Origin of the sequence: Dactylosporangium sp. McL0621 (assembly GCF_049995355.1) — a bacterium.
Taxonomy (GTDB): domain Bacteria; phylum Actinomycetota; class Actinomycetes; order Mycobacteriales; family Micromonosporaceae; genus Dactylosporangium.
Genome location: NZ_CP188259.1, coordinates 1,319,049 through 1,345,340, shown reverse-complemented (window position 1 = coordinate 1,345,340; position 26,292 = coordinate 1,319,049). Strand labels below are relative to the sequence as shown.

General features: G+C 70.8%; 27 protein-coding genes and 1 pseudogene. 13 read left to right on the top strand and 15 right to left on the bottom strand.

Annotated elements, in window-relative coordinates:
• Window positions 1-30: 30 nt before the first annotated feature.
• The 4 genes from ACPPVO_RS06175 to ACPPVO_RS06160 all read right to left on the bottom strand — a co-directional run bounded on the left by ACPPVO_RS06175 (window position 31) and on the right by ACPPVO_RS06160 (window position 3,205).
• Window positions 31-672, bottom strand: coding sequence for a PadR family transcriptional regulator (locus ACPPVO_RS06175; protein WP_426510292.1), 642 nt, complete (start codon window positions 670-672; stop codon window positions 31-33).
• Complete coding sequence (locus ACPPVO_RS06170) at window positions 669-1,490, bottom strand: DUF4097 family beta strand repeat-containing protein (RefSeq protein ID WP_426510291.1); 822 nt, start codon at window positions 1,488-1,490, stop codon at window positions 669-671. Before ACPPVO_RS06170 ends, ACPPVO_RS06175 begins: the two co-directional genes overlap by 4 nt.
• A gap of 141 nt (window positions 1,491-1,631) precedes the next feature.
• Window positions 1,632-2,429: a lysophospholipid acyltransferase family protein gene (locus ACPPVO_RS06165; protein WP_426510290.1), complete on the bottom strand. Its 798-nt coding sequence runs from the start codon at window positions 2,427-2,429 to the stop codon at window positions 1,632-1,634.
• A gap of 14 nt (window positions 2,430-2,443) precedes the next feature.
• A complete protein-coding gene (locus ACPPVO_RS06160; RefSeq protein WP_360381189.1) occupies window positions 2,444-3,205 on the bottom strand; it encodes a GNAT family N-acetyltransferase in 762 nt (253 codons plus the stop codon).
• A gap of 92 nt (window positions 3,206-3,297) precedes the next feature.
• Between ACPPVO_RS06160 and ACPPVO_RS06155 the strand changes: the two genes are divergently transcribed.
• From ACPPVO_RS06155 to ACPPVO_RS06125, 7 genes and pseudogenes are all read left to right on the top strand, one after another.
• Window positions 3,298-3,702, top strand: coding sequence for a DUF3052 domain-containing protein (locus ACPPVO_RS06155; RefSeq protein ID WP_426510289.1), 405 nt, complete (start codon window positions 3,298-3,300; stop codon window positions 3,700-3,702).
• Between the two features lie 67 nt (window positions 3,703-3,769).
• Window positions 3,770-4,681 carry an ABC transporter ATP-binding protein gene (locus tag ACPPVO_RS06150; protein ID WP_426510288.1) on the top strand — a complete coding sequence of 304 codons (912 nt, stop codon included), beginning with the start codon at window positions 3,770-3,772 and terminating at the stop codon, window positions 4,679-4,681.
• Window positions 4,678-5,586, top strand: a complete 909-nt coding sequence (locus ACPPVO_RS06145; RefSeq protein ID WP_426510287.1) for an ABC transporter permease — start codon at window positions 4,678-4,680, stop codon at window positions 5,584-5,586. Before ACPPVO_RS06150 ends, ACPPVO_RS06145 begins: the two co-directional genes overlap by 4 nt.
• A 232-nt stretch (window positions 5,587-5,818) precedes the next feature.
• Window positions 5,819-9,517 carry a multifunctional oxoglutarate decarboxylase/oxoglutarate dehydrogenase thiamine pyrophosphate-binding subunit/dihydrolipoyllysine-residue succinyltransferase subunit gene (locus tag ACPPVO_RS06140; protein WP_426510286.1) on the top strand — a complete coding sequence of 1,233 codons (3,699 nt, stop codon included), beginning with the start codon at window positions 5,819-5,821 and terminating at the stop codon, window positions 9,515-9,517.
• Between the two features lie 70 nt (window positions 9,518-9,587).
• The gene (locus ACPPVO_RS06135) at window positions 9,588-9,767 is read left to right on the top strand and encodes a DUF6104 family protein (RefSeq protein WP_360381203.1); all 180 of its coding nucleotides are present in this window, start codon (window positions 9,588-9,590) and stop codon (window positions 9,765-9,767) included.
• Between the two features lie 171 nt (window positions 9,768-9,938).
• Entirely contained in the window at window positions 9,939-11,009 is a 1,071-nt protein-coding gene (locus ACPPVO_RS06130; RefSeq protein ID WP_426510285.1) for an alpha/beta hydrolase family protein, read from the top strand.
• A gap of 143 nt (window positions 11,010-11,152) precedes the next feature.
• Window positions 11,153-12,679 (top strand): annotated as a pseudogene (locus ACPPVO_RS06125) (FAD-binding oxidoreductase); the annotation flags it as partial.
• On the opposite strand, the gene ACPPVO_RS06120 reads toward ACPPVO_RS06125, so the two are convergent.
• Entirely contained in the window at window positions 12,641-13,270 is a 630-nt protein-coding gene (locus ACPPVO_RS06120; RefSeq protein ID WP_426510284.1) for a Pr6Pr family membrane protein, read from the bottom strand. The pseudogene ACPPVO_RS06125 and the gene ACPPVO_RS06120 overlap by 39 nt on opposite strands.
• A gap of 252 nt (window positions 13,271-13,522) precedes the next feature.
• Between ACPPVO_RS06120 and ACPPVO_RS06115 the strand changes: the two genes are divergently transcribed.
• Complete coding sequence (locus tag ACPPVO_RS06115) at window positions 13,523-14,632, top strand: chlorophyllase/cutinase-like alpha/beta fold protein (protein ID WP_426510283.1); 1,110 nt, start codon at window positions 13,523-13,525, stop codon at window positions 14,630-14,632.
• A gap of 890 nt (window positions 14,633-15,522) precedes the next feature.
• Here the strand turns inward: ACPPVO_RS06115 and ACPPVO_RS06110 are convergent.
• The 3 genes from ACPPVO_RS06110 to ACPPVO_RS06100 form a co-directional block, all read right to left on the bottom strand.
• A complete protein-coding gene (locus ACPPVO_RS06110; protein ID WP_426510282.1) occupies window positions 15,523-16,467 on the bottom strand; it encodes a zinc-binding dehydrogenase in 945 nt (314 codons plus the stop codon).
• Between the two features lie 20 nt (window positions 16,468-16,487).
• Window positions 16,488-17,657 carry an NAD(P)-dependent malic enzyme gene (locus tag ACPPVO_RS06105; protein WP_426510281.1) on the bottom strand — a complete coding sequence of 390 codons (1,170 nt, stop codon included), beginning with the start codon at window positions 17,655-17,657 and terminating at the stop codon, window positions 16,488-16,490.
• Between the two features lie 118 nt (window positions 17,658-17,775).
• Window positions 17,776-18,090 (bottom strand): S26 family signal peptidase, encoded by a 315-nt coding sequence (locus ACPPVO_RS06100; RefSeq protein ID WP_426510280.1) that lies wholly within the window; start codon window positions 18,088-18,090, stop codon window positions 17,776-17,778.
• A 69-nt stretch (window positions 18,091-18,159) separates the two neighbouring features.
• Here ACPPVO_RS06100 and sodN point away from each other — a divergent pair, with 69 nt between their 5' ends.
• The 3 genes from sodN (at window position 18,160) to ACPPVO_RS06085 (ending at window position 19,579) form a co-directional block, all read left to right on the top strand.
• Complete coding sequence (sodN, locus tag ACPPVO_RS06095) at window positions 18,160-18,564, top strand: superoxide dismutase, Ni (RefSeq protein WP_426510279.1); 405 nt, start codon at window positions 18,160-18,162, stop codon at window positions 18,562-18,564.
• A 67-nt stretch (window positions 18,565-18,631) separates the two neighbouring features.
• Window positions 18,632-19,117 (top strand): N-acetyltransferase family protein, encoded by a 486-nt coding sequence (locus ACPPVO_RS06090; protein WP_426510278.1) that lies wholly within the window; start codon window positions 18,632-18,634, stop codon window positions 19,115-19,117.
• Window positions 19,118-19,144: 27 nt separating this feature from the next.
• A complete protein-coding gene (locus tag ACPPVO_RS06085; RefSeq protein WP_426510277.1) occupies window positions 19,145-19,579 on the top strand; it encodes an ATP-binding protein in 435 nt (144 codons plus the stop codon).
• 12 nt (window positions 19,580-19,591) lie between these two features.
• Here the strand turns inward: ACPPVO_RS06085 and ACPPVO_RS06080 are convergent, their stop codons facing one another.
• Together ACPPVO_RS06080 and ACPPVO_RS06075 are read right to left on the bottom strand one after the other, a co-directional pair.
• Window positions 19,592-20,284 carry a FadR/GntR family transcriptional regulator gene (locus ACPPVO_RS06080; RefSeq protein ID WP_426510276.1) on the bottom strand — a complete coding sequence of 231 codons (693 nt, stop codon included), beginning with the start codon at window positions 20,282-20,284 and terminating at the stop codon, window positions 19,592-19,594.
• Between the two features lie 140 nt (window positions 20,285-20,424).
• A complete protein-coding gene (locus ACPPVO_RS06075) occupies window positions 20,425-20,844 on the bottom strand; it encodes a hypothetical protein (protein ID WP_426510275.1) in 420 nt (139 codons plus the stop codon).
• A gap of 54 nt (window positions 20,845-20,898) precedes the next feature.
• On the opposite strand from ACPPVO_RS06075, the gene ACPPVO_RS06070 reads away from it, so the two are divergent.
• Both ACPPVO_RS06070 and ACPPVO_RS06065 read left to right on the top strand, forming a co-directional pair.
• Window positions 20,899-21,837, top strand: a complete 939-nt coding sequence (locus ACPPVO_RS06070) for a diacylglycerol/lipid kinase family protein (protein WP_426510274.1) — start codon at window positions 20,899-20,901, stop codon at window positions 21,835-21,837.
• A 379-nt stretch (window positions 21,838-22,216) separates the two neighbouring features.
• On the top strand, window positions 22,217-22,474 hold the full coding sequence (locus ACPPVO_RS06065; RefSeq protein WP_360381238.1) for a WhiB family transcriptional regulator: 258 nt from the start codon (window positions 22,217-22,219) through the stop codon (window positions 22,472-22,474).
• Between the two features lie 66 nt (window positions 22,475-22,540).
• Here the strand turns inward: ACPPVO_RS06065 and ACPPVO_RS06060 are convergent, their stop codons facing one another.
• From ACPPVO_RS06060 to ACPPVO_RS06040, 5 genes are all read right to left on the bottom strand, one after another.
• A complete protein-coding gene (locus ACPPVO_RS06060; protein ID WP_426510273.1) occupies window positions 22,541-22,804 on the bottom strand; it encodes a zf-TFIIB domain-containing protein in 264 nt (87 codons plus the stop codon).
• Between the two features lie 68 nt (window positions 22,805-22,872).
• Window positions 22,873-23,595, bottom strand: a complete 723-nt coding sequence (locus ACPPVO_RS06055; protein WP_426510272.1) for a sirohydrochlorin chelatase — start codon at window positions 23,593-23,595, stop codon at window positions 22,873-22,875.
• Complete coding sequence (locus ACPPVO_RS06050) at window positions 23,592-24,308, bottom strand: phosphoadenylyl-sulfate reductase (protein ID WP_426510271.1); 717 nt, start codon at window positions 24,306-24,308, stop codon at window positions 23,592-23,594. The genes ACPPVO_RS06055 and ACPPVO_RS06050 overlap by 4 nt, the downstream gene beginning before the upstream one ends.
• Window positions 24,305-24,466: a hypothetical protein gene (locus tag ACPPVO_RS06045; RefSeq protein ID WP_426510270.1), complete on the bottom strand. Its 162-nt coding sequence runs from the start codon at window positions 24,464-24,466 to the stop codon at window positions 24,305-24,307. The genes ACPPVO_RS06050 and ACPPVO_RS06045 overlap by 4 nt, the downstream gene beginning before the upstream one ends.
• Entirely contained in the window at window positions 24,463-26,151 is a 1,689-nt protein-coding gene (locus tag ACPPVO_RS06040) for a nitrite/sulfite reductase (protein WP_426510269.1), read from the bottom strand. Before ACPPVO_RS06040 ends, ACPPVO_RS06045 begins: the two co-directional genes overlap by 4 nt.
• Between the last annotated feature and the right edge of the window lie 141 nt (window positions 26,152-26,292).

The window sequence follows — 26,292 nt, the reverse complement described above, 5'->3', positions numbered from 1 at the left end:
GCCTGGGAAGTTCCTGGGCACCGGCCCGGCCTACCGCAGCAAGCGTCTCACCTGGTCGATCGCGCCGTCCAACACCACGAGGGTGGCCCGCATGGTCTCCTGGCTGGCCCGGCCGGTGCGGGCGAGCCGGCGCACCTCGGACAGCAGCAGCGCGGCCTTCTCCTCCAGCTCGCCGACCACGTCGGCGGGGGGCGGCGCGGCCGAGCGGGTACCGGCGGCGCCGGGGCGCGGCGGGTAGCCCCAGCCGAACGAGGTCGGGCCGACCGGCGGGGCGTTGCGCACCTGGCGGCTGGCCTCCTTCAGCTCGCGCTTGAGGTCACGCACGGAGCCGCGCACGCCCTGCTCGACCTCGTCGGCGAGCGTCGAGAGGTCGGCGAGCGAGGCGTTGATGTCGGCCTCGAGCGACTCCAGCTCCCGCGCGCGCCGGTCGAGCTCGGCGCGGCCGGCGTCGGTGATCTCGTACACCTTCCGGCCGCCCTCGGCCGTGTGCGAGATGAGGCCGTCGGCCTCCATGCGCTGCAGCCGGGGGTAGATGGTCCCGGCGGAGGGGGCGTAGAGGCCGTGGAACCGGTTCTCGAGGAGCCGGATGAGCTCGTACCCGTGCCGCGCACCCTCGTTGAGGAGCTTGAGCAGGTACAGGCGGAGCCGGCCGTGGCTGAACACCGCGCTCATGCTGACATCTCTTCCTCGTCGTCCACCGGTCTGCGCAACAGCGAGATGGTGCCAGACGTCGCGTTGGCGGCCAGACGGCCACCCGACCCGGAGCCGAGGCGGCCGGTGACGGTGTTGCGCGCGTGCTGGTCGAGCTCGGGGAACGCGTTGATCACGTGCCCGGAGATCGCGTGCAGGCTCACCCGCAGGTCGCTGTCCTCCCGCACGCGCGCCGTGATCTCGCCGGACACCGTGTCGAGGCTGACCTCGGTGCCGGCCGGCGGGTTGTCGAGATCGCAGGTGACGGAGCCGGAGATGGTCCGCGCGCTGACCTTCCCGGCCGTCGAGTCGGCCACGACGATCTCGCCCGACACCGTCTCGAACGCGACCTCGCCGCCGAGCGTCAGCCCCTCGATCGAGCCGGACACGATCCGCCCGGACACGGTGCCGTCGATCCCCAGCAGCGTGATCCGGCCGCTGGTGACGTCCACGGTCGCCCCGTTGCGCAGCGAGGACGCGATGACCGTCCCCGACGCGAGGTGCAGGCGCACCGCGGCCCCCGTCGGCACCACGACCGAGATGTCGACCTTGAACCGCTGGCCGAAGATCCACCAGAGGAACCCGGGCCAGCCCTTGGGGAAACGCTGCGACACGTCGAGCCGCCCGCCGCCGATCGCCACGTGCACGGGCTGGTCCCTGATCTCGGCGACCTCGACCCGCGGGGGCCCCTCGTCCGACCCGACGACGTTGAGCCGCCCGGACACGAGCGACACACTGAGGTCGGTGACCTCCTCGTCGAGCGCGAGCCGCTGCGGCTCGCTGATCTTCCACGCCGTCATGACGCGCACTCCTCGCTCCCGGTCCAGCAGGGAGAGCGTAGCGCGAAACGCGATACATCGCGACTGTCTCGCGTGACTGCGTCACGCGAAAAAGCCGGCCGGGTCGAGATGCTCGACCCGGCCGGCTCCGTAACGCGACGGTCAGGCGGCCACCACGGCGGTCGCGGCCCGGGCCAGCATCCGGCGGGAGTGCGTGTGCTGGTCGCACGGGGCCGGGTGCAGCTTCGGGTGCGCGCGCAGGCTGATCGACAGGTCGCGGGCCGCCACGACCCGCTTGAGCGACGCCAGCAGGGTCTCGTCGCCGATGAAGGCGGCCACCGTCGTCACCACCCCCTGCTGGGCGAACGTGAGGCGGACCGGAACGACCGGTACACCGGCATCCACCGCGGCCTGGAACATCGCCGGCCGGAAGGTCCCGCCCATGCGCCCGCACCAGGTCGTGCCCTCGGGGAAGACCGCCACGACGCCGCCCGCGGCGATGTTGCGGCGCACCTCGGCGACGGTCGCGGGCAGGCTCTTCGGGCGCGAGCGGTCCACGAACACGGTGCCCAGGGTCGCGGCCAGGCGGCCGATGAGGGGCCACGCGCGAACCTCGCGCTTGGCCAGCAGGCGGGCCGGCGCGTGGGCGAGGATCACCACGACGTCCAGCCAGCTCACGTGGTTGGCCACGAGCAGGGCGCCGGACTGCGGGATGCGGCCCGTGGCCGAGTGCTTGATGCCGAGGCCGGCGAGCACGGCGCGGGCGAGGCCGCGCTGGAAGCGGACCAGGCCGCGCTGGGGCAGCAGGGCCAGCACCGGCAGCGCGAGGGCCGCGAGCAGCAGCACCAGCCCGGTGGCGACGATGCGCTTGGCCATGAGCAGGCGCGACGCGTGCCGGTCGGAGGCGGCCGGCAGGCAGTCCGCGCCGCAGGTCGAGCGGGGCAGCCAGAGGCTGTCCATGACCGCCATGGAGCTCACTCCTGTCCGAGGAAGTGGCGCAGGTACCGCGGGTTGATCCGATCCAGCGACAGCAGCACGTAGAAGTCGGCGCAGTCGAAGTCGGGGTCGTGGGCCGGCGCGCCGCCGACCCAGGCGCCGAGGCGCAGGTAGCCCTTGAGCAGCGGCGGCACATTGACCTTGGCCGGCGGCTCGGCGGTGGTCGTCCACGGGTTGCGCGGACGCACCCGCCAGGCGCTCGGCACCAGGTGCTTGCGCTGAGCCAGGTCCCACACGCCCGCGGCGGTCTCGCCGCCGTCGGCCAGCGGCACCGACGCGCAGCCGCCGAGCCAGCGGTGCCCGTGCAGGTGCATGTAGCGGGCGATGCCGGCCCACATGAGGTTGATGACCGCGCCGCTGCGATGGTCGGGGTGCACGCAGGAGCGGCCGGTCTCGACCAGGCCCTCGCGCAGCTGGGCGAGGCCGGAGAGGTCGAACTCGGTCTCGGCGTAGAGGCCGCCGGCCGCGGCCGCGCGCTCCGGCGGGAGCATGCGGTAGGTCCCGACGACCTGGCCGGTGAGCTCCTCGCGGATGATGAGGTGGTCGCAGAACTCGTCGAACGCGTCGACGTCGAGGCCGGCCTCGGTGCTGTGCAGGGTGGCGCCCAGCTCACCGGCGAAGACCTCGTGGCGGAGCCGTTGTGCGGCCCGGACCTGGGCGCCGTCGGTGGCCACCAGCAGGGTGTAACGCTGCAAGTCGCCCAGCTCTTGCGGGCCGGCGGCGACGGCGAGAATCGTCATGCGTTCGGTGTAAGCGTCGACCCCTGCGGATGGCTGACGCTCACAGGTTTCCCTGATGGCGCGCGGGTGAACTGTGGTTACCGTGGTCAGCCATGGCGGGATATTCAGGCACACCGTTACCCAAGAAGCTCGGTGTCCATGCGGGACATCGCGTTCTGCTCGACGGCGCTCCGGACGGGTTCGAGCTCGAGGAGCTGCCCCCGGACGTCGTGCTGCACCGGCGCAACACCCCCGGCCTGTACGACGTGATCGTCCTGTTCTGTCCGGACTTCGCCAGGTTGCGGCGCCGGTGGCGGGTGCTGCACCGGCTCACCCCGCCGGCCGGGGCGCTCTGGGTGGCGTGGCCGAAGCGCGCCTCGGGCCTGGCGACCGACCTCGACGAGAACGTGGTCCGCGAATACGCCCTGGCCAACGGCCGAGTGGACGTTAAGGTGTGCGCGATCGACGAAACCTGGTCGGGGCTCAAACACGTCATCAGGGTGTCGGACCGGGGCTAGATCGCGGCTACTTGTCCTGACGTGCCATATTGACGCCTTCACTTGTTCTCATGGAGGGAGCGGCGCCTTGTCCAACGGGCAGATCGTCGTCTCCGGCCTGACGAAGCAGTACCGCAACGTCAGAGCCGTCGACAATTTGTCGTTCGTGGTCGAGCCGGGCCGCGTCACGGGGTTCCTCGGGCCGAACGGCGCCGGCAAGACCACAACGCTGCGCATGATGCTCAACCTCGTCACGCCGACCGCGGGCACCGCCACCATCGGCGGGCACCGCTACGCCGACGTCGCCGAGCCGCTGCAGCTGGTCGGAGCGATCCTGGAGGCCTCCGCGGCGCACAAGGGCCGCACGGCGCGCAACCACCTGCGGTGCGTGGCCGCGGCCGGCGGCTTCCCCAACAGCCGCGTCGACGAGGTGCTCGAGCTGGTCGGGCTCACCACGGCGGCCAAGCGCAAGTTCCGGGGGTACTCGCTGGGCATGAAGCAGCGCCTCGGCATCGCCCAGGCGCTGCTGGGCAACCCGCAGGTGCTGGTCCTCGACGAGCCGGCCAACGGCCTCGACCCGGAGGGCATCCGCTGGATGCGCGGGCTGCTGCAGGGATTGGCCCAGCAGGGGCGCACGGTGCTCGTCTCCAGCCACCTGCTGTCGGAGATGGAGGTCCTCGCCGACGACGTGGTCATCATCGCGGCGGGCAAGCTCGTCACCCAGGGCCCCGTGGACCAGATCATCGGCCAGGGCTCGACCCAGGTCACCGTGCGGGTCCGCACACCCAACATCCAGGAGCTGGTCACCGCGGTGCGCGGGGCCGGCGGCGCCGTCAACCCCAACGGCAACGGCGCCCACCTGATCACCGGCCTCGACGCCCCGGCCGTGGGCAAGCTCGCGCTGCAGGCCGGGGTCGAGCTGCACGAGCTCGTCGCCGAGCGCCCCGACCTGGAGCACGTGTTCCTCGAACTGACCCAGGGAAGGGCGGCCATCCGATGATCCGGCTCATCCGCAGCGAGCTGATCAAGCTGCGCACCACGCACATGTGGTGGATCTTCCTGCTGTGCTCGGTGGCGTTCGTCGGGCTCGCCCTGCTCATCAACACCGCGCAGGCGGACTCCGACCTGCAGACGCCGGACTACCTCAACCAGGCGCCGCCGCCCGGGATGTCGAGCCAGGAACAGGCCGACTTCCTGGCCCAGCAGCAGGCCGAGAAGGACCACGTGGCGGCCGCCCACACCGGCGCCGGCCTGGCCCGCATCGCCGCCAACGTCTACACCTCGGGCCAGTTCTTCGGCCTGATGATGGTGATGCTGCTGGCCATCCTGCTGATCACGAACGAGTTCTACCACCAGACCGCGACGGCGACGTTCCTGGCGACGCCGAAGCGCACCAAGGTCATCGCGGCCAAGCTGATCACCGGCGGCATGATGGCGCTGGCCTTCTGGCTGATCGCCACCGTGATCAACCTCGTGGTCGGCACGATCTTCTTCTCCAGCGAGGGCGTGAGCAACAGCCTCGGGCACTGGGACGCGCAGCAGGCGATCCTGCTCAACCTGCTGGTGTACGTGCTGTGGGCGGTCTTCGGCATCGGCATCGGCGTGCTCATCCGCAGCCAGATCGGCGCGACGATCACCGCGGCGGTCGTCTACACGATCGGCACCTACGCGGCCCTGGCCGTCCTGGCGCTGATCCGCACGTACCTGATCAAGGACGACTGGGTGCTGCAGGCCGCTGTGTACATCCCGCCACTCGCCTCCGAGCATGTGGTCGGCACGCTGCAGAACCAGATGGGCGACACACACCTGCCCGCCCGCTGGGTCGGCGTCGCGGTGCTCGTCGGCTGGGCACTGGTCCTCGGCACCATCGGCACCTTGATCACCCGCCGCCGCGACATCGCGTAACCGGACGGTCGCAGCAGCACCTCAAGAGTTACGCAAGATATAACTGCAAGATCTTGGACAACTGTGGCCGCCCGCGGGCGGCCACAGTTGTAAGGGTGAGACGTCAGACCGCTCGTCTACATGGTCACTCCGGCGGCGTCGGCGACGAACGAGCGTTAGGCAGCGCGTAGCCTGAATACCCGGACATCCGTAACCCCTAGCAACTCGCGTTTGGAAGAGGCGATCAAGAGCCGTGTCGACCCAAGCGACCAACTCGCAGGAGAATCCGCTGGCGGGATTTGGCCCGAACGAGTGGATCGTCGAGGACATGTATCAGCGGTACCTCGCGGACCCCGCCAGCGTCGACTCGGCGTGGCACGACTTCTTCGCCGACTACAAGCCGGCCCCGGACGCCGCCCCGGCCGAGGCCGCCGCCAAGCCCGCCGAGCCGGCCGCCGCGAAGCCGGCCGAGCCGAAGGCGGCCAGGCCCGCCGCGCCGGCCAAGCCGGTCGAGAAGGTCGAGAAGGTCGAGAAGAAGGCGGTCCCGGCGACCAAGCCCGCTCCGACCAAGGACGCCCCCGCCCCGGCCGGCGGCGCCAAGCACGTCCCGCTGCGCGGCGTGGCCGCCCGGATCGTGCAGAACATGGACGCCTCGCTGGAGGTGCCGACCGCCACGAGCGTGCGCGCCGTGCCGGCCAAGCTGCTGTCCGACAACCGGATCGTGATCAACAACCACCTCGCCCGCGGCCGCGGCGGGAAGGTGTCGTTCACGCACCTGATCGGCTACGCGCTGGTCCGCGCCCTGGCCGCGCACCCGGAGATGAACAACAGCTTCGCCGAGGTCGAGGGCAAGCCCAACCTGGTCCAGCCCGAGCACGTCAACCTCGGCATCGCGATCGACCTGGCCAAGCCGGACGGGTCGCGCGCGCTGGTGGTGCCGAGCATCAAGGGCACCGAGGACATGGACTTCCGCCAGTTCTGGTCCGCGTACGAGGACATCGTGCGCCGGGCCCGGCGCAACGAGCTGACGATGGACGACTACAACGGCACCACGGTCTCGCTGACCAACCCGGGCGGCATCGGCACCGTGCACTCGATGCCGCGGCTGATGACCGGGCAGGGCACGATCGTCGGCGTCGGCGCGATGGAGTACCCGGCCCCCTACGCCGGCATGTCCGACGAGACCCTCGCCGAGCTCGGCATCAGCAAGATCATCACGCTCACCAGCACGTACGACCACCGGATCATTCAGGGCGCCCAGTCCGGCGAGTTCCTGAAGGTCATGCACGAGCTGCTGCTGGGCGAGCACGGGTTCTACGACCAGATCTTCACCGCGCTGCGCATCCCGTACGAGCCGGTGCGCTGGGTGCGCGACGTGGCCCGCACGTCCGAGGGCCAGATCGACAAGGCGGCCCGGGTCGTGGAGCTCATCCACGCCTACCGCGTGCGCGGCCACCTGATGGCCGACACCGACCCGCTCGAGTTCCGCATCCGCCGCCACCCGGACCTCGACGTGCTCGAGCACGGCCTGACCCTGTGGGACCTCGACCGCGTCTTCCCGGTCGGCGGGTTCTCCGGCAAGCAGAAGATGAAGCTGCGGGCCGTCCTGGGCGTGCTGCGCGACTCCTACTGCCGCCGGGTCGGCGTGGAGTACATGCACATCATGGACCCCGAGGAGCGGCGCTGGATCGCCGAGCGGGTCGAGAAGCCCTACGAGAAGCCCACCACGCAGGAGCAGAAGCACATCCTCAACCGGCTCAACGCCGCCGAGGCCTTCGAGACCTTCCTGCAGACCAAGTACGTCGGCCAGCGCCGATTCTCGCTGGAGGGCGGCGAGTCGCTGATCCCGCTGCTCGACGAGATCCTGCAGAACTCGGCCGAGGGCCGCCTCGACGAGGTCGTCATCGGCATGGCCCACCGCGGCCGGCTCAACGTGCTGGCCAACATCGTCGGCAAGCCGTACGAGAAGATCTTCTCCGAGTTCGAGGGCCACCTGGACCTCAAGTCGGCGCACGGCTCGGGCGACGTGAAGTACCACCTGGGCATGACCGGCAAGTACACGCACCCGGACGGCGAGAACGCGACCACCGTCTCGGTCGTGGCGAACCCCTCGCACCTGGAGGCCGTGAACCCGGTGCTCGAGGGCATCGTGCGGGCCAAGCAGGACAAGATCGACCTCAAGCTCGAGGGCTACACCGTGCTGCCGCTGCTCATCCACGGCGACGCGGCGTTCGCGGGCCAGGGCGTGGTCGCCGAGACGCTGAACCTGTCGCAGCTGCGCGGGTACCGCACCGGCGGCACGGTCCACGTCGTGGTCAACAACCAGGTCGGCTTCACCACCGCGCCGGAGTACTCCCGCTCGTCGCTGTACTCGACCGACGTCGCCCGGATGATCCAGGCGCCGATCTTCCACGTCAACGGCGACGACCCCGAGGCCGTCGTGCGGGTGGCGCGGCTGGCGTTCGAGTACCGCCAGGCGTTCAACAAGGACGTCGTGATCGACCTCGTCTGCTACCGCCGCCGCGGGCACAACGAGGGCGACGACCCGTCGATGACCAACCCGCTGATGTACGCGATCATCGACCAGAAGCGCTCGGTGCGAAAGATCTACACCGAGGAGCTCATCGGTCGCGGCGACATCCCGATCACCGAGGCCGAGGCCCTGCTCAAGGACTACCACGAGCAGCTCGAGACGGTGTTCAAGGCGACCCGCGACGCCTCCTCCACCCCGGCCGCCCGGCTCACCCGGCTGCGCGCGCCCGAGGCGGAGCCGGTGGTCGAGACCAGGATCGACGAGTCGGTGCTGCGGGCGATCGGCGAGGCCCACGTCAAGCTCCCCGACGGCTTCACCCCGCACAAGCGCGTCCAGCAGCTGCTCGACCGCCGCGCGAAGATGGCCGCCGAGGGCGACATCGACTGGGGCTTCAGCGAGATCATCGCGTTCGGCTCGCTCGTGCACGACGGCGTCACGGTGCGCCTCTCCGGCCAGGACTCGCGGCGCGGCACGTTCGTGCAGCGCCACGCCGGGATCGTCGACGCCGAGACCGGCGCCGACTACATGCCCGTGTCGGCGCTGATCAAGGACAACGCGAAGCTCTTCATCTACGACTCGCTGCTGTCGGAGTTCGCGGCGATGGGCTTCGAGTACGGCTACTCGGTCGAGAACCCCGACGCGCTGGTCATGTGGGAGGCGCAGTTCGGCGACTTCGTCAACGGCGCCCAGTCGATCGTGGACGAGTTCATCTCCTCCGGCGAGGTGAAGTGGGGCCAGCTGGCCTCGCTCACGCTGCTGCTGCCGCACTCGCACGAGGGACAGGGCCCGGACCACACGTCCGGGCGCCTGGAGCGGTACCTGCAGCTGTGCGCCGAGGACAACATGCGCGTGGCGGTGCCGACGACCCCGGCGAACCACTTCCACCTGCTGCGCCGCCAGGCGCTGTCGCCGAAGAAGAAGCCGCTCGTGGTCTTCACGCCCAAGTCGCTGCTGCGGCACCGGCTGTGCGTGTCGGGCGTCGAGGACTTCACCACCGGCACGTTCCAGACGGTGCTGGCCGACCCGGGCGTGAAGGGCACCGCACTCGACCCGGCCGCGGTGAAGCGGGTCCTGCTCTGCTCGGGCAAGGTCTTCTACGACCTGCTCCAGGCGCGCGCCGAGCGCGGCATCACCGACACCGCGATCATCCGCGTCGAGCAGCTCTACCCGATGCCGATCGAGGAGCTCAAGGCGGCGCTGGGGCAGTACCCCAACGCCGAGGACTTCGCCTGGGTCCAGGAGGAGCCGGCGAACCAGGGCGCCTGGTCGTTCATCGCGCTCAACCTGCTCGAGCAGCTGCAGGGCGTCGGCCTGCGCCGCATCTCCCGGCCGGCCGCGGCCGCGCCGGCGGTGGGCTCGACGAAGCTGCACGACGCCGAGCAGCAGGCGCTGATCGAGGCGGCGCTGCCGAAGCAGTAAGGCGCGTTCGGTACGTTTCCAGGGGCACGGCGGCGACGCCGTGCCCCTGCGTCTTTGTCTGGAGGTTCCCGTGTACTTCACCGATCGCGGCATCGAGGAGCTGGCCCAGCGCCGCGGCGAGGAGGAGGTCACGATCGAGTGGCTCGCCGAGCGGCTGCGCGACTTCGTCGACCTCAACCCGGAGTTCGAGACGCCGATCGAGCGGCTGGCCGTCTACCTGGCCCGGCTGGACGACGAGGACGACGCGTAACCGCCGGGCAATTCGGACCTTTTACGCATTTCTCCCGGTCGATCGCGTTGCAGCATAGCGTTGTCGTCCAAATGGGTCATCCAGTGACATCCTGGTGTAGTCCGGCAAGACATTCGAATGTCCCCAGTCGGGCGATATGGATTTAGCACGAGCGACCCTTACATTTCTCCCGTGCCTCCGCGTCGCACCCGAACCGCAACCGTCACGCTGCTGACCGCCGCCCTCCTGATCCTGGGCGGCGCCTTTGCCGCGTCCGGTAGTGACGACAGCGGGACCCCGTTCACCACGCCGGTCGGTGCCGCCACGGTCGACACCAGCGCCAACACCCCGCACGCGGTCGGCGTGCGGCACCTGACCTTCGCCCGCGGCAAGGACCGGCCGCTGCCGACGACCGTGTGGTACCCGGTGCGCGGCTCCGCCCGCCAGACCCGCGGCCGCGTGCAGGTCGACGCGACGCCCCTGCCCGGCGAGTTCCCGCTGATCCTGTGGAGCCACGGCTTCTACAGCAACCCGCAGATGCAGGAGGGCATGACGAAGTTCCTGGCCGAGTCCGGGTACATCGTCGCCGCCCCGGCATACCCGTTCACCAAGAAGGACGGGACGAAGTTCGACAAGACCGACGTGCCCAACCAGGCCCTCGACGCCTCGTTCGTGATCACGCAGCTGATGAAGGCCGGCAGCCCGCTCGCCGACAACATCGACGCGGACCGGATCGGCGCGATCGGGCACTCCGGCGGCGGTACCACCACGGACTGGCTCTTCACCGGCAAGCGCGACCCGCGCCTCAAGGTCGGCGTGATCTTCGCCGGCCGGCCGACCACGGCCTACAAGGGCGCCCCGGTGCCGATGCTGTTCGTCCACGGGGACAAGGACCCGGTCGTCGCCTACAGCCAGGGCCGGGAGTCGTACGGCAAGGACCCGTGGCCCAAGGCCTTCCTGACCATCGAGGGCGGCGAGCACGGCGCCGGCACCAACGACCCGGAGCGCGGTCACGTGCAGGTGCTGGCCACGCTGCTGGACTTCCTCGACTTCGCGCTCAACGGCGACGACGTGGCCCGGATGCGCCTGACGAGCGACGCGACGCTACCGGGCTACACGCACTTCGAGTCGTCGGGGATCGACACGGACTCGAGCGCTCAGCCGAGTGCGACGAACAGCACGAGCGCGGCCACGGCGACGACGGCCACGCCGACGCCGACCCAGAGTAAGGTCCTCGACCTGGCGGGTTCTTCGACCGGCTGACTGCTGCTGTTGTCCACCCACGCCTGAAACGCCTGAGTGTTCTGACTTGGGTCAATACGCTCATCGGGCATGGCCGACAGAATACCGACGTGTGACTTGCCGACAGTGGCCATGCAGTGTCGGATTGTGGCACTCTCCCCCGGGTGGGGTACCGCGAGCGTTCCTGGTGGGGCTGGGGCCATGCCGACGAGGCCCTCGACGATGCCGCCTGCCGCCGGCTCGCGGAGCGCGCGCTGCGGCCGTGGCTGCCGATCGACGGCTCGGTCATCCCGCTGCCGTTCGACCCGCTGCTGCCGCCGCCCCGGCTGATCCCGCCGTCGATCATGGCGGAGGCGTTCCTCGCCGACTCGATGAGCCGGGCCGCGCACGCCTACGGCAAGGCCTTCCGCGACGTCGTGCGCGCCCTGCACGGCGAGCTGCCCAACCCGCCCGACCTCGTGTGCCTGCCGCGCACGGTGCACGACATCGTCGCCGCGCTCGACTGGGCCGAGGCGGCCGGCGCGGCGATCGTGCCCTACGGGGGCGGCTCGTCCGTCGTCGGCGGGGTGGAGTACCGCGGCGAGCGCCCGTGGGTGTCGCTCGACCTGAGCCGGCTCAACCGGATCGCGGAGATCGACGAGGTCAACCGGGCGGTGCGGGTGCAGGCCGGCGTCTTCGGCCCGGCGCTGGAGGAGGCGCTGCGCCCGCACGACCTGACGCTGCGGCACTTCCCGCAGAGCTTCGAGTTCTCGACGGTCGGCGGCTGGCTCGCGACCCGCTCCGGCGGGCACTTCGCGACCGGCCCGACCCGCATCGACGACTTCGTCGAGGCGCTGCGCGTGGTCACCCCGCAGGGCCCGGTCGAGTCGCCCCGCCTGCCCGCCACCGGCGCCGGGCCCGACCCGAACGGGCTCTTCCTCGGCTCCGAGGGCGCGCTGGGCGTCATCGTGGAGGCGTGGCTGCGGGTGCAGCGACGACCGACCCGGAAGTCCTCCGCGGCGGTCGGTTTTCCGGTGTACTCGCACGGCGTCGCGGCCGTCAAGGAGATCGTGCAGGCCGGGCTGCGCCCCGCGAACTGCCGGCTGCTGGACCCGGTCGAGGCCATGCTCAACGCGGGCGCGACCGACGGCCAGGCGCGGCTCATGCTGGGCTTCGAGGGCCCCGACGCGGTCCTGCTGCCGGACGCGCTCGAGATCTGCCGGCATCATGGCGGTACCGAGGCCGAACGCTCTTCCGGCTCGTTCCGGGACGCCTTCCTGAAGGCGCCCTACACCCGCGACGCGCTGGTGCGCCTCGGGCTCGTCGTGGAGACCGTCGAGACCGCCTGCACCTGGAGCCACTTCGAGGCGCTGCACGCGGACGTCCTGGCCGCGGCCCAGCGGGCGGCCCCGGCCCGCGTCGCGGTCGTGACGTGCCGGTTCACGCATGTGTACCCGGACGGGCCGGCCCCGTACTTCACGATCATCACCCCGGGCCGCCGCGGCGCCGAGGTCGCGATCTGGGATGAGATCAAGGCCGCGGTCAGCGACGCGATCACGAGCAACGGCGGCACCATCACGCACCACCACGCCGTCGGCCGCGACCACCGCCCGTGGTACGAGGGCGAGCGCTCCCCGCTCTTCCACGACGCGCTGCGCGCGGCCAAGCGCACGCTAGACCCGCGCGGGATCCTCAACCCGGGGGTGCTCGTCTGACCCGCCGCGGGTGAGCAGCCGGCGCAGCAGCACGCCGAGCCCGATGAGCGCCAGGCCGAGCAGGAAGAACGCGACCGTGAAGCCGAGCGACGTCTCGGTGACGCCGACCCCGCCGAGCTTGTTGACGTCGATGAACGGGTACGGGTACTCGTGCACGAACGCCCCGCGCACCAGGGCGAACACGAGGTAGGCCAGCGGGTAGCCCAGCCACACCGCCGCGTACCACCAGCGCACCCGCTCCCGCTCCAGGACGAGCCACGTGACCGCGGCCAGGATCGGCACGGCCGAGTGCAGCAGCAGGTTGTGCAGCGTGTGCGCCCCGGAGTCCTCCTGGTAGAACGGGCTCGACGGGTTGGCCAGCAGCGTGTGGTACACGATCCCGGTGATGCAGCTGTAGAGCGTGGCCGCGCCCCGGACCCACGCGGGCACGGCCCGGAACACCGCCACCGCGGACACCGCGGCGATGATCACGGCGCTCTGCACGGTGAAGTAGACGAACGCGCCGAAGTCCCCGTGGTTCCACACCAGCAGCGCAACGATCCCGGCCACCGCGCACACGGCGGTCAGCGCGCGGAACACGACAGTCATGCCGCGGAAGGTAGCCGGAATTCGCCCCGCGGGAAAGCGGTCGTTCGACAGAGCCGCTCGTACCGTTGGGGCCATGCTGGGTGCTGCATCTCTGGCTCGCTTCGCTCCCGCGCCCCCTCGCAGTCTGCGCCGGGGGCTCCGGCGGCGAACAGGCACGCTACGACGCGGCCGGCCGGCGCCGCGCCGGGAGCGCATCGGCTGCGAGCGCTCATCGACGTCCGGGTCCGCTGGCCTGTGCCCTGGGCTCGCTTCATGAATCAGGCCCTCCCCGGCGCCGCGCGCACGCGGCCCTTCACCGCCGCTGCGCGCACGCGGCCGTTCGCCGCTGCCCTGCGCTCGCGGCCTCTCGCCGCCGCCCTGCGCTCGCGGCCTCTCGCCGCCGCCCTGCGCACGCGGCCGTTCGCCGCTGCCCTGCGCACGCGGCCTCTCGCCGCCGCCCTGCGCACGCGGCCTCTCGCCGCCGCCCTGCGCTCGCGTGCGCTTGTCGCCGCTCTCGGCGTGGCCGTCCTGCTCGGTGGTTGCACGACCGCCCCGGCGCCCGCTCGCTCCGTCAGCGCCCCGCCCTCGGCCGCGGCCACGGTCCGGCCCGAGCTGGCCGCGGTACAGCTGCCGCCGCCCCTGACGTTGCCCCCGTCGGGCCTGTCGGTGTCGTCGCAGCAGGTGACGTACGCCCGCCAGGGCCGAAGTCTGCGAACCGTCATCTGGTCGCCGGACCGCCCCGGCCGCTACCCCGCGGTCCTGTTCAGCCATGGTCTCAACGGCACCCCGGAGTCATTCGCCCCGCTGCTGAAGAGCTGGGCGGCCGCCGGCTTCGTGGTGATCGCCCCCGCCTACCCGAACACCTCCAGGGGCGCGGCCAACTTCGACGTGTACGACGTGCTCAACCAGCCCGCCGACGCCACCTACGTGCTGAGCCAGGTCCTGTCCGGCCAACTGAGCAAGCGCATCGACCCCGACCGCCTGGCCGCCGCGGGCCACTCCGCGGGCGCGATCACGACGGTGGGCCTGTTCACCGCGTCCCGGGACACCCGCCTGCGAGCCGGCGTCATCCTGGCCGGCAGCGGCCTGGGCGTAGGAACGGCCTTCCAGGGCACCCCGGCGGCCCTGTTCTTCATCCACGGCGACGCGGACCCGCTGGTGACGTACGAAAGCGGCAAGGCAACCTACGACCTCGTCCCGTGGGCCAAGGCCATGCTGACCATCCCGGGCGGCAACCACAACGACCCATACCTGAGCCCCTCGGCGTCCGCATACCAGACGGTCACAAAGAGCACGCTGCAATTCCTGCGCCTGGAACTGTACGGCGACCAGGCCGCGCGCTCATCATTCACCCCCACGGCGGAGCTGGACTCGCACCTGTAGTGCCTTTTCACGCACAATGCGGAGGCCCGCGAGAAGGCGGCTTTCGGCGGAATGCACCACGGTCGTTTGTTCCGAACATTGGCGCACCGACGGGCCGACGCGAAAGTGATATCAACGCAAAGCGGTGCGAACGCGTGGGCCCGGGCCACTCGACGCCATTAGTACGGTGTCGCGGAGGAAGATCGCCAACGACGGCAGCATCCGGCGGGACGGGACATTCGGGCTGCTCTACCGACCGGGCAGGGCATTCGACCTGCTCAACCATGGGGCCAGGGCGGCCGATCTCTTCAGCCACGGGAACGGGCGCAAGGGCAGCTGCCGCCCGCCGCTCATAGTTCGCCTTCGCCTCCGCCGCCCGCCGAGCGAAGCTCGCATACCCAGCCGCCTCGCTCCCATATTCCCGCCGAAGCTTCTCCGCATACCGCCGCCGAAGCCCCCAGTAGCGACGCTCCGCATGCTCCCGCCGAAACGCATCCCGAGAAGGCGACCAATTCCGCGCCCGAGTCCGATCCCGCATAGCAGCCACTTGCGCCCGACTGAACAACGATATCTGCCCCACCACCCCACAATTATCCCAACCCACCCCCGAACCTCGCCGCCCCACTTCATATAGCGCACAAATCCGGGACCACCGAATGACGACCCGCACGAACCCGCCGGCAAACCACGGCCAAGAGGAATAACCGTACGCAACAACGAGCAGGGACCACGCTTACACGTTGCGGGAGCGCAAGCTCCCGCCACCATCGGCCGAGCGTCGTTGGGCAGCCCCAAAGTCCAGGTAAGCCGACATAAACCCCGTCAGGCGAAAAATCCGATATGTCGCGGCGCGAAGCGCCCGACATATCGAAAGCCGGCGGCCGCAACCAGCGTCGCGGCCGCCGAAGCCCTCAACTCGTGTGATCCAGCACAACCTTGCCGAACACATCCCCGGAGTGCAGCAGCTCGAACGCCTTCCGCGCCTCCGAGAACGGCACCACCGAGTCGATCACCGGGCGTATGCCGGTGCGCGCGAGCAGCTCCATGAGCCCCGCCAGCTCCTCCGGCGTCCCCATGCTGGTCCCGAGGATCTCCAGCTGGAGCGCGAACATGCGCCGCAGGTTCACGCGCGGCAGGTGACCGCTCGTCGCCCCCGACACCACGATCCGGCCGCCCAGCTTCGCGCACTTCATCGAGTGTTCGAACGTGGCCTCGCCCACCGTCTCCACCACGACGTCGACGCGCTCGGGCAGGCGGGCGCCCGGCTCCACCGCCGTCGCGCCCAGGGCCGCGATGCGCTCGCGCTTGGCGGCGTCGCGGCTGGTGGCGTACACCCGGGCGCCGAGGGCCGTGCCGATCAGCACCGCGGCCGTGGCCACGCCGCCGCCGGCGCCCTGTACGAGGACCGCGCCGTCGGGTTCGAGCCGGCCCTTGGTGGTGAGCATGCGGTACGCCGTGAGCCAGGCCGTCGGCAGGCACGCGGCCTCGGCGAAGGTGAGCTCCGCGGGCTTGGGGACCAGGTTGTACGCCGGGACGGTGACCCGCTCGGCCACCGTCCCCGGGTAGTACTCGGACAGGATCGTGAAGTCGCCCTTGTCGGTGTACACCACCGGGTACACCACGACGTCCGACCCGTCCGGGCCGATGCCCGCGGCGTCGCAGCCGAGGGTCATCGGCAGCTGCTCCTCGCGGAGGCCGACGCCGCGCAGGGACCACAGGTCGTGGTGGTTGAGCGCACTTGCGCGCACCTCCACCACGGCCCAGCCGTCCTTGGGCGCCGGCTCCGGGGCGTCGCCGATCTCGAGCACGGAGAGCGGGTCGGCATCGTTGAACGCGGTTGCGAATGCGGCACGCATGTCCGTGACCTTAACCCTCGTTAACGGATGACGCCGTCGCGGACGGCGGCCTCGGCGACCGCGGCCGCCACGGCCGGGGCCACCCGCGGGTCGAGGGCGCTCGGCACGATCGCGTCGGGCGCGAGCTCGCCGGCGCCGAGCACGGCGGCGATCGCCTCGGCCGCGGCGACCTTCATGCCGTCGGTGATGCGGGTCGCGCCGGACTCCAGTGCGCCGCGGAAGATGCCGGGGAAGGCCAGCACGTTGTTGATCTGGTTCGGGAAGTCGCTGCGGCCGGTGGCCACGACGCTGGCGTACCGCGCCGCGATCTCCGGGTGCACCTCGGGCGTCGGGTTGGCCAGCGCGAAGATCGCACCGTCCGGCGCCATGCCCGCGAGCGCCGCCTCGCCGATCGTGCCGCCGGAGACGCCGATGAGCACGTCGGCGCCGCGCAGCGCGGAGGCGATGTCGCCGGTCACGCCGCCGGCGTTGGTCTGCGCGGCGAGCGCGGCCTTGGCCGGGTTGAGGTCGGTGCGCCCGGGGTGCAGGCAGCCGCGCGAGTCCAGGACGATGACCTCGCCCGCGTCCGCGCCGCCGTTGATCAGCATGCGGGTCACCGCGATGCCGGCCGCGCCCGCGCCGCTGACCACGATGCGCAGGTCGCCGAGGCCGCGCCCGAGCACCTTGCAGGCGTTGCGCAGGGCGGCCAGCACCACGATCGCGGTGCCGTGCTGGTCGTCGTGGAAGACCGGGATGGGCAGCGACTCCTCGAGGCGCCGCTCGATGTCGAAGCAGCGCGGCGCCGAGATGTCCTCGAGGTTGATCCCCCCGAAGGACGGCGCCAGCGCGGTCACGATCCGCACGATCTCGTCCGGGTCCTGGGTGTCGAGGCAGATCGGCACCGCGTCCACGTCGCCGAACTGCTTGAACAGCACGGCCTTGCCCTCCATCACCGGCATCGCCGCGCGCGGGCCGATGTTGCCCAGGCCGAGCACCGCGGAGCCGTCGGTCACGACGGCGACGGCCTTGCCGACCCAGGTGAGCTGGTGGACGAGCGACTCGTCCGCGGCGATCGCTTCGCAGACGCGGGCCACGCCGGGCGTGTACGCCAGGGAAAGGTCCTCGCGAGTGGACAGCGGGACCGTCGACTGCACCGCGAGCTTTCCGCCGGTGTGCAGCGCGAAGACGGGATCGGAAACGGAATCGGACACGGATGTAAGCACGGGGGCTCCTTTGCCACGGCTTGCGATACAGGAAGGACGCGCGGCGCGGGTGAAAGCGCGAAAGAATGTGCGACTGCGGCCGGGGGTCGCCCGTATCCGCCTCACCTTAGCGTGGGACGCGGCGGAGGCGCACCGGTTGTGGCCACCAGCGAAATGTCACACGGCCGACGATGTCGGCGCGGCCGTACCGCGCGGAATCATCGCTGCCGAAGGGATTGTCACCGACCACCCACCACCCGTCGGCGTCGGCCCGTTCCACGCGCTTGACCACGAGCAGCCCGGGCCGGCCGCGGAACTCGGCGACCACCACGTCGCCCGGGCGCGCAGATGCCGTGCGCCGCACCAGAATCCGGTCTCCGGAACGCAGCGTCGGCACCATGGACGGGCCCGACACGAGTGCCGCAAACCACGGCAGGCGCATGAAATCCCCGAACTTGGATAGGAGTAGGGTCAGCACTGAGGATCATCGCAAATCACCCTGGAGGGTTCGATGCGACTGTCGCGGCTTTTCACCCCGCGCACCGTGGTGAGCGCCCACTGCGACCTGCCGTGCGGGGTCTACGACCCGGCGCAGGCCCGAATCGAGGCCGAGTCCGTCAAGGCAATCAGTGAGAAATACCAGGCGAACGACAATCCGGAGTTCCGCACCCGCGCCCTCCTGATCAAGGAGCAGCGCAGCGAGCTCGTCAAGCACCACCTCTGGGTGTTGTGGACCGACTACTTCAAGCCGCCGCACTTCGAGAAGTACCCGCAGCTGCACAGCCTTTTCAACGAGGCCACCAAGCTCGCCGGGGCCTCGGGCGCCAAGGGTTCGGCCGACCCGGCCGTCGCCGAGCAGCTCCTCGCGAAGATCGATGAGATCGCGAAGATCTTCTGGGAGACCAAGCAGGCGTAACAGAGCTGAAGAACCCCCCATCCCGCAGCCGCGGGATGGGGGTCGTTTTTTGACCCGGGAGTTGTACATGATCCGCCCTGCCGAGCCGCACGACGTCCCCGCGCTCGTGGAGATGGTCTACGAGCTCGCCGACTTCGAGCGCGCCCGCGACCAGTGCCACCTCACGGAGGCCCAGCTGCACGCGGCGCTCTTCGGCCCCTCCCCCGCGGTGTTCTGCCACGTCGCCGAGGCCGGCGGGCGGCCCGTGGGCCTGGCCCTGTGGTTCCTCACGTACTCCACCTGGGAGGGCGTGCACGGCATCTACCTCGAGGACCTCTACGTGCGCCCGGACGCGCGGGGCACCGGCACCGGCAAGGCCCTGCTCGCCACGCTCGCCGCGGTGTGCGTGGCGCACGGGTACCGCCGCCTGGAGTGGGGCGTCCTGGACTGGAACCCGGCGCGCGAGTTCTACGACCACCTCGGCGCCGAACCGAAGAGCGAATGGGTGCCGTACCGCCTCAGCGGCGCGCCGCTGGCAGCACTCGCCGCGTCATCAGGTGCGCCGACGTCGTAGAGTCGCGGGCAAGGGGGTTCGATTTCGTTGACTCAGGTCGTTTCGAAGAGGTCCGGCGCCGACGGCGACGACGTGGTGCTGCTGGCCGTGCCGGCGTCGCCCGCCTACCTCGGCGTGCTGCGCACGGCGACCGCCGGCCTGGCCGCGCGCCTGCAGTTCACCCTGGACGAGATCGAAGACCTGCGCATCGCGGTCGACGAGGCGTGCGCGATGCTGCTCGCCGTCGCCGCCGCCACCCCTCAGCTGGGCGACACCGTGGAGCTGTCCTGCCGGTTCACCGTCACGAACGACGCCCTGACCGTGTACACGACCGTGCCCCTGGGTTCGCCGGACGAGAAGCTGCCGGGCAACGAGTCGTTCGCGTGGCAGGTGCTCAGCGCCCTCGCCGACGAGGTCTCCGCGAGTGTGGACGCGCACCAGGCCGGCATCCGGCTGACCAAGCGCCGCCCCTCGCACACCTGAGCGGCCCCGGGCTCAGGCGACGACGACCACCTCGGCCGGCCTGATGTTGTCGATGTGCGCGCGGGCCAGCTCCATCGCCCGGGCCACGTCCTGGGCCCGGATCGCGGCCAGCAGGTCCCGGTGGTCGCGGTCGACCGCACGCCAGAACGGCGGCGGCGAGACCCGCTCGACCGCCTCGCGGTTGGCCAGGCTGTAGAGCGGGCGCACCACGAGCCCGAGCAGCGAGTTGCCGGTGGCCGCCGCGACCGCCAGGTGGAACGCCGCGTGCGCCTCGATCAGCCGGCCCAGGTCGTCGCGGTCCGGGTCGAACATCGCGTCCTCGAGGTCGGCCAGGTGGCAAGGCTCGCGCCGGGCGGCGGCCAGACCCGCGGCCGGCACCTCGAGCATCCGGCGTACCTCCAGGAAGTCGTCGCCGGTCACCGCGCCGCTGGCCAGTAGCAGTCCGACGCCGTCGGCGAGGGTCTCGCCCAGGGCGTGCGCGTCGGGCTCGGCGACGAAGCTGCCGCCGTTGACCCCGCGCATCGTGACGATCAGGTGCTGGCTGCTCAGCAGGCGCAGGGCCTCGCGCACCGTCGAGCGGCTCAGGCCGGACTGCTCGCACAGCTGCGGCTCGGTGGGCAGGCGCTCACCGGGGCGCAGCTGGCCGGAGATGATGTCGTCGCGGAGACGCTCGGCGAGGACCTGGTAGGCGGGAGCGACCGTCACGACAACCGAGCGTAAAGCACCGAAACCGTTAAAGGATCGGTCACCGTGAGATGACGGACTATCAGTGCGACACGAATTTTTCTGTACGCGGGGCGAACGGGCGCACACGGGGAACGACAGCCGGCGGTACAGCGGCCGATCTAGCGAACACCGAGCGCGATGCGCGTCGCGGGCGCGAACAGCAGCACGGCGCCGGTCAGCCCGAGGACGAAGAGGGGGCCTCCGATGTACGGCTGCCCGGTCTGCAGCATCGTCAGCCCGATCGGCATCTGCAGCATCGAGACCACGATCCCGGGTCCGCGGGCCCAGCGCCGCCGGCGGTGCAGCGCGAAGCCGACGCCCAGGAAGCACACGGTCATGAGGGCCAGGTAGACGGTCACCGAGACGGCACCCGGCACCGAGGCGGCTTCGGACGTCAGGTCGAGGTACACGAACCAGAGCGTCACCGCGGCGAGCCCGGCGCCCTCCACGAGGAGCAGGCGGACGGCCCACCGCAGGGTCGGCGGCGTCCGATCGGGAACTGTCTGCGCCCCGCTCACCGGCACGTCCCTCCTGCTCACGACATCCTCACAGGCCCAACCTTATCGTGCTGGGGACGGGGTACAGTGCGCCCCATGCGCGCGCTTCTGGTGGTCAACCCCAACGCGACGACCACCACCGAACGCGGGCGGGACATCCTCGTGCGGGCCCTGCGCAGCCAGGTCGACCTCGACGTCGCCTACACGCGCCGCCGGGGCCACGCCGCCGACCTGGCCCGCGACGCGGCCCGCGACGGACTGGATCTCGTCGTGACATTGGGCGGCGACGGTACCGTCAACGAGGCCGTCAACGGCCTGATGACCTTCGACGCCGGGCCCGCCGCGCACCGCGCGCAGGAGCGGCCGGCGCTCGCGGTCGTCCCCGGCGGCTCGACGAACGTGTTCGCCCGGGCGCTCGGGCTGCCCAGCGACTGGGCCGAGGGCACGGGCGCGATCCTCGAGGCGCTGCGGGACCGGCGCGAGCGGCTGATCGGCCTCGGCCGGGCCGACGACCGCTACTTCACCTTCTGCGCCGGGCTGGGCATCGACGCCGAGGTCGTCCGCCGCGTCGACCAGGCCCGGCACAAGGGCTCGACCTCCACGCCGCTGCTGTACTTCCGTGCCTTCATGGCCCAGTACGCCGCCACCAATCGGCGCGTGCCGCTGCTCACCATGCAGTTACCGGGCGAACCGGCCACGAGCGGGCTAACGTGGATGTTGGTACAGAACACGGCACCGTGGACGTACATCGGCGAACGGATCGTCAACCCGAATCCGCGCGCCTCGTTCGACACGGGCCTGGATGTGCTCGGCCTTCGGGAGCTCCAGATCGCCGGCACCGCGCGCACCTTGACACAACTGCTGTCCAGCCGCCGGGTGCCGAAGGGAAAGCAGGTCCTGCGACTGCATGATCTGCCGGGGTTCACGCTGACGTCCGCCAAACCCATCGCCTATCAGGTCGACGGGGAGTACCTCGGCGAGGTCGACAAGTTGGATTTCGCGTCCGTGCCCGGGGCGTTACGCGTAGTGTGTTGAGTCACCCCGGCGGTCGACCACCGAAGGGGGAGAAAGTTGCAGAGAGTCGCGAGAGAGACACCGCGGCCGCATCTCCAAAAGCCCTCCAGTCGTTGACCGAACCGTACTACATTGGTCACTGACTGTTGCGATGCAGGGTCACCAGTCGCCACAAAATCGGACAAACAGTGCGTGAGCTTGCTCACCGACTTGGATTTTTTTGGTTTGGACCCCTTGACATCGCGGTAGTTCGTGAAAGCATTCACAAGCGAAACGACCACTGAGCGTTGCCCGCAAACATGTAACGGATCTTCAGGCTCCGCCTAGCCGAGACGTCGCATGAGATGCATAACGGGAATCACCAACAACGATCCGCGAAAAAACAAGGAGTGTTGCCGCCATGTCGGACTGGCGCCACCATGCCCTCTGCCGCGACGAGGACCCGGAGCTGTTCTTCCCGATTGGGACTTCCGGCCCCGCCGTGCTGCAGGTTGAGCAGGCGAAGGCGGTCTGCCAGCGCTGCTCCGTGACCTCCGAGTGCCTCCAGTGGGCCCTCGACTCGGGTCAGGACGCCGGTGTCTGGGGCGGAATGAGCGAAGACGAGCGTCGCCTGATGAAGCGTCGCGGCGGCCTCCGGGTCCGCGCTCACTCTGCCTGAGCCTTTCATACACACGAACCTAGACGACAATCGCCCCGGCCGTTTTCGGCCGGGGCGTTGTTGCATCTAGTCGAAAAGCTCCCCGAAGAAGCTTTCACGGTGATGGCGCCGGTGCTTCTTGTGATGGCCGTAATGCCCGTAGCCGCCATGGGCCTGAGGGTACGGTTGCTGATATCCGTATGCCGGCTGCTGGTGCGGAGGTTGCTGCTGGCGGCCCTGCCAGGCCTGCTCGGCGTCGACCAGCCGCTCGAGCTCACCGCGGTCCAGGAAGATCCCGCGGCACTCCAGGCACTGGTCGACGGTCACGCCGCTGCGTTCGAACTGGCGCATCTCGCCGCGGCACTTGGGACATGTCATCATCCGTCAACGGTAACCGTCACGCGCCACGTGCCGGTGGATCAGGCCGCCCGGGTGAGTCCGAACGCCCCGATCCGGGCCACGACCAGGCGGGCGACGTCGAGATTCGCGCACAGCGGCGCCGCGACCGGCGCCAGCGCGCCGGCCGCCAGCGCCGAGCCGGCCACGAGGTCGTGCAGCTTGCCGGGGGCCAGGAAGTACGACGACACCGCGATCCGCTCGCACCCGCGGGCCCGCAGGGCGGCCACGGCCGCGGCGCCGGTGACCGGGGAGGCCGAGGCGTAGGCGGCGGTGCACGGCACGCCCAGCGACGCCCCCAGGGCCGCCGCCGCCACGTCGACGGTGTGGCGGGCCAGGTCGTCGCGGGTGCCGGCGGCGGCGAGCACCACCCCGTCGTACGCGACCGGGGGCAGCAGCCGGCGTAGCGCCGAGAGCAGCAGCGGGGGCGCGCCCGCGCCGAGCACCTCGGTCGTGCTCACGTCGAGGTCCAGCCCCTCGGCCCGGGCCCGCCGCAGTACCGCGGGCAGGTCGAAACGGCCGTGGAAGGCGTTGGTCAGCAGCAGCGGCACGACGGTGGCGGCCCGGTGCCCCAGCGCCGCGAACGCCGCCAGCTGCTCGCCCGGGCGCGGGCCGGCATGGTCGAGGAACGCGCAGCGCACGTCCAGGCCGGGCCGCTGCGCCGCGACCGCCCGCGTCAGGGCGCGGGTGGCCGCGGCCGCCCGCGGGTCCGAGGACCCGTGGGCCACGAGGAGTACGGCCGTCATCCCGAGGTGTGCAGCCCGCACTCGGTCTTGTCGAAGGCCGCCCAGCGGCCGCTGCGCGGGTCGCCGCCGGGAGGCGTGCGCCGCGTGCACGGCCAGCAGCCCACCGAGGCGTACCCCTGCCGCATGAGCGCGTTCACCGGCACGTTGTGGCGGGAGATGTACGCGTCCACGTCCGCCTGCGTCCACAGCGCCAGCGGGGAGACCTTGAACTTGCCGCGGGCCCGCTCGAAGCTCACGATCGGCGTGTTGGCGCGGCTCGGCGACTCATCGCGGCGCAGGCCGGCGGCCCACGCGTCGTAGTCCTCCAGGGCCCGCTCCAGCGGCTCGACCTTGCGCAGGAAGCAGCACTCGTCGGGGTCGCGGGCGTAGAGCCGCGGCCCGAACTCGGCGTCCTGCTCGGCGACGGTCTGGCGGGGACGGATCGAGCGGACGGTCACCGGCAGGGTGCGCTGGACGATCTCGCGCACCCGCAGCGTCTCGGCGAAGTGCAGGCCGGTGTCGAGGAAGATGACCGGCACGCCGGGCACCACCCGCGACACCACGTGGGCGAGCACCGCGTCGGCGAACGAGCTGGTCACACAGAAGCGCTCGCCGAACTGGCCGGCGGCCCACTCGACGATCTTCTCGGCCGTCTGGCCCTCCAGCCGCGCCGATGCGGCGCCGGCCAGCTCGATGGACTCTTGCGCAGTTCGGGCAACGGTCGTGCTGCTCATCGCTTCGCCTCCAAAGCGTTCGCCGCCAGTCCCAGGAATTTCAGCGAGAAGACGCGGGCGCAGCTGCGGCATTCCCATGCGCCGTGCGTGTCCTCGTGTGGTCGGAGGTCCTCCTCGCCGCAGTACGGGCAGTGCAGCGGCGCCATTCGCTCGCTCATCGCAGCTCCTCCTCGGGAGCACGCATCACCCAGCGCGCGAAGGACTCGCCGGACTCGCGCCCGGCCAGGTAGTGGTTGGCGACCCGCTCGACGTACGCGGGCAGGTCGGCGGCGGTGGTCTTCAGGCCGCGCAGCTTCCGGCCGAAGCCGGCGGTCTGCCCCGCGGCCATGCCCAGCCCGCCGCCCAGGTGGACCTGGAAGCCCTCGACCATGTCGCCGTGCTCGTCGCGCACGAGCATGCCCTTCAGGCCGATGTCGGCGACCTGGGTGCGGGCGCAGGCGTTCGGGCAGCCGTTGAGGTGGATCGAGATGTCGGCGTCGAGGTCGGCGACCCGCTTCTCGAGGTACTCGATGAGCTCCGCCGCGCGCGCCTTGGTCTCCACGATCGCGAGCTTGCAGAACTCGATGCCGGTGCACGCCATCGTGCTGCGCCGCCAGCTGGACGGGCGGGCCTCGAGCCCGGCCGCGGCCAGGCCCCGCACGAGCGGCTCGGTGTGGTCCTGCTCGACGTCGAGGATCAGGATCTTCTGGTACGGCGTGAGACGCACCCGCCCCGAGCCGTGCCGCTCGGCCAGGTCGGCCACCGCGGCGAGCTGGGTGCCGGAGCTGCGCCCGGCGATCGGGGCGGCGCCGACGTAGTACTTGCCGTCCCACTGCTTGTGCACGCCGACGTGGTCGACCGGCTTCTCCGGCAGCTCGGGCGCCGGGCCGTCGACGAGGCGGCGGCCGAGGTACTCGTTCTCCAGGATCTGCCGGAACTGGTCCACGCCCCAGTCCGCGACCAGGAACTTCAGCCGGGCGCGGCTGCGCAGCCGGCGGTACCCGTAGTCGCGGAAGACCTTCACGATGCCGAGCCACACGTCGGGCACCTCGTGCAGCGGCACCCAGACGCCCAGGCGCTGGGCCAGCATCGGGTTGGTCGACAGCCCGCCGCCGACCCACAGGTCGAAGCCGGGGCCGTGCTCGGGGTGGATGACGCCGACGAACGAGACGTCGTTGGCCTCGTACGGCGTGTCGGCCAGCCACGAGATGGAGGTCTTGAACTTGCGGGGCAGGTTCGACAGCTCCGGGTCGCCGACGTAGCGCTGGTTGATCTCGGTGATCGCCTCGGTCGGGTCGAGCACCTCGGTCTCGGCCACCCCGGCGATGGGGCTGCCGAGGATCACGCGGGGCGTGTCGCCGCAGGCCTCGGTGGTCGACAGGCCGACCGCCTCGAGCTCGCGCCAGATCGTCGGGACGTTCTCGATCTCGATCCAGTGCAGCTGGATGTTCTGCCGGTCGGTGACGTCGGCGGTGTCGCGGCCGAAGCGCTGGGCGATCGAGGCGATGACCCGCAGCTGCTCGAGCGAGAGCTGCCCGCCGTCGCTGCGGATGCGCAGCATGAAGTAGCGGTCGTCGAGCTCCTCCGGCTCCAGCACGGCGGTGCGCCCGCCGTCGATGCCGGGGCGGCGCTGGGTGTAGAGCCCGTACCACCGGAACCGTCCGCGCAGGTCCGCGGGGTCGATCGAGTCGAAGCCCCGGTGCGCGTAGACGTTCTCGATGCGGGCCCGTACGTTGAGCGGGTTGTCGTCCTTCTTGCTGCGCTCGTTCGGGTTGAGCGGCTCGCGGTGCCCCAGGGCCCACTGCCCCTCACCGCGGGGACGACCACCGGCCGCACCACGTCCGCGGACAGTGTTCACCGACATGTCGGCGTCCTCTCAGGGTTGAGAGCACGCGACCACTCGCCGGTCGTTCCCGGATCACCAGGGAACGAATGACGTCAATGTCATAAGAGTTCCGGCGCGAGTCGCGCACCCGGGAAGAATCTCGGCGGGCGGCGTTCAGCA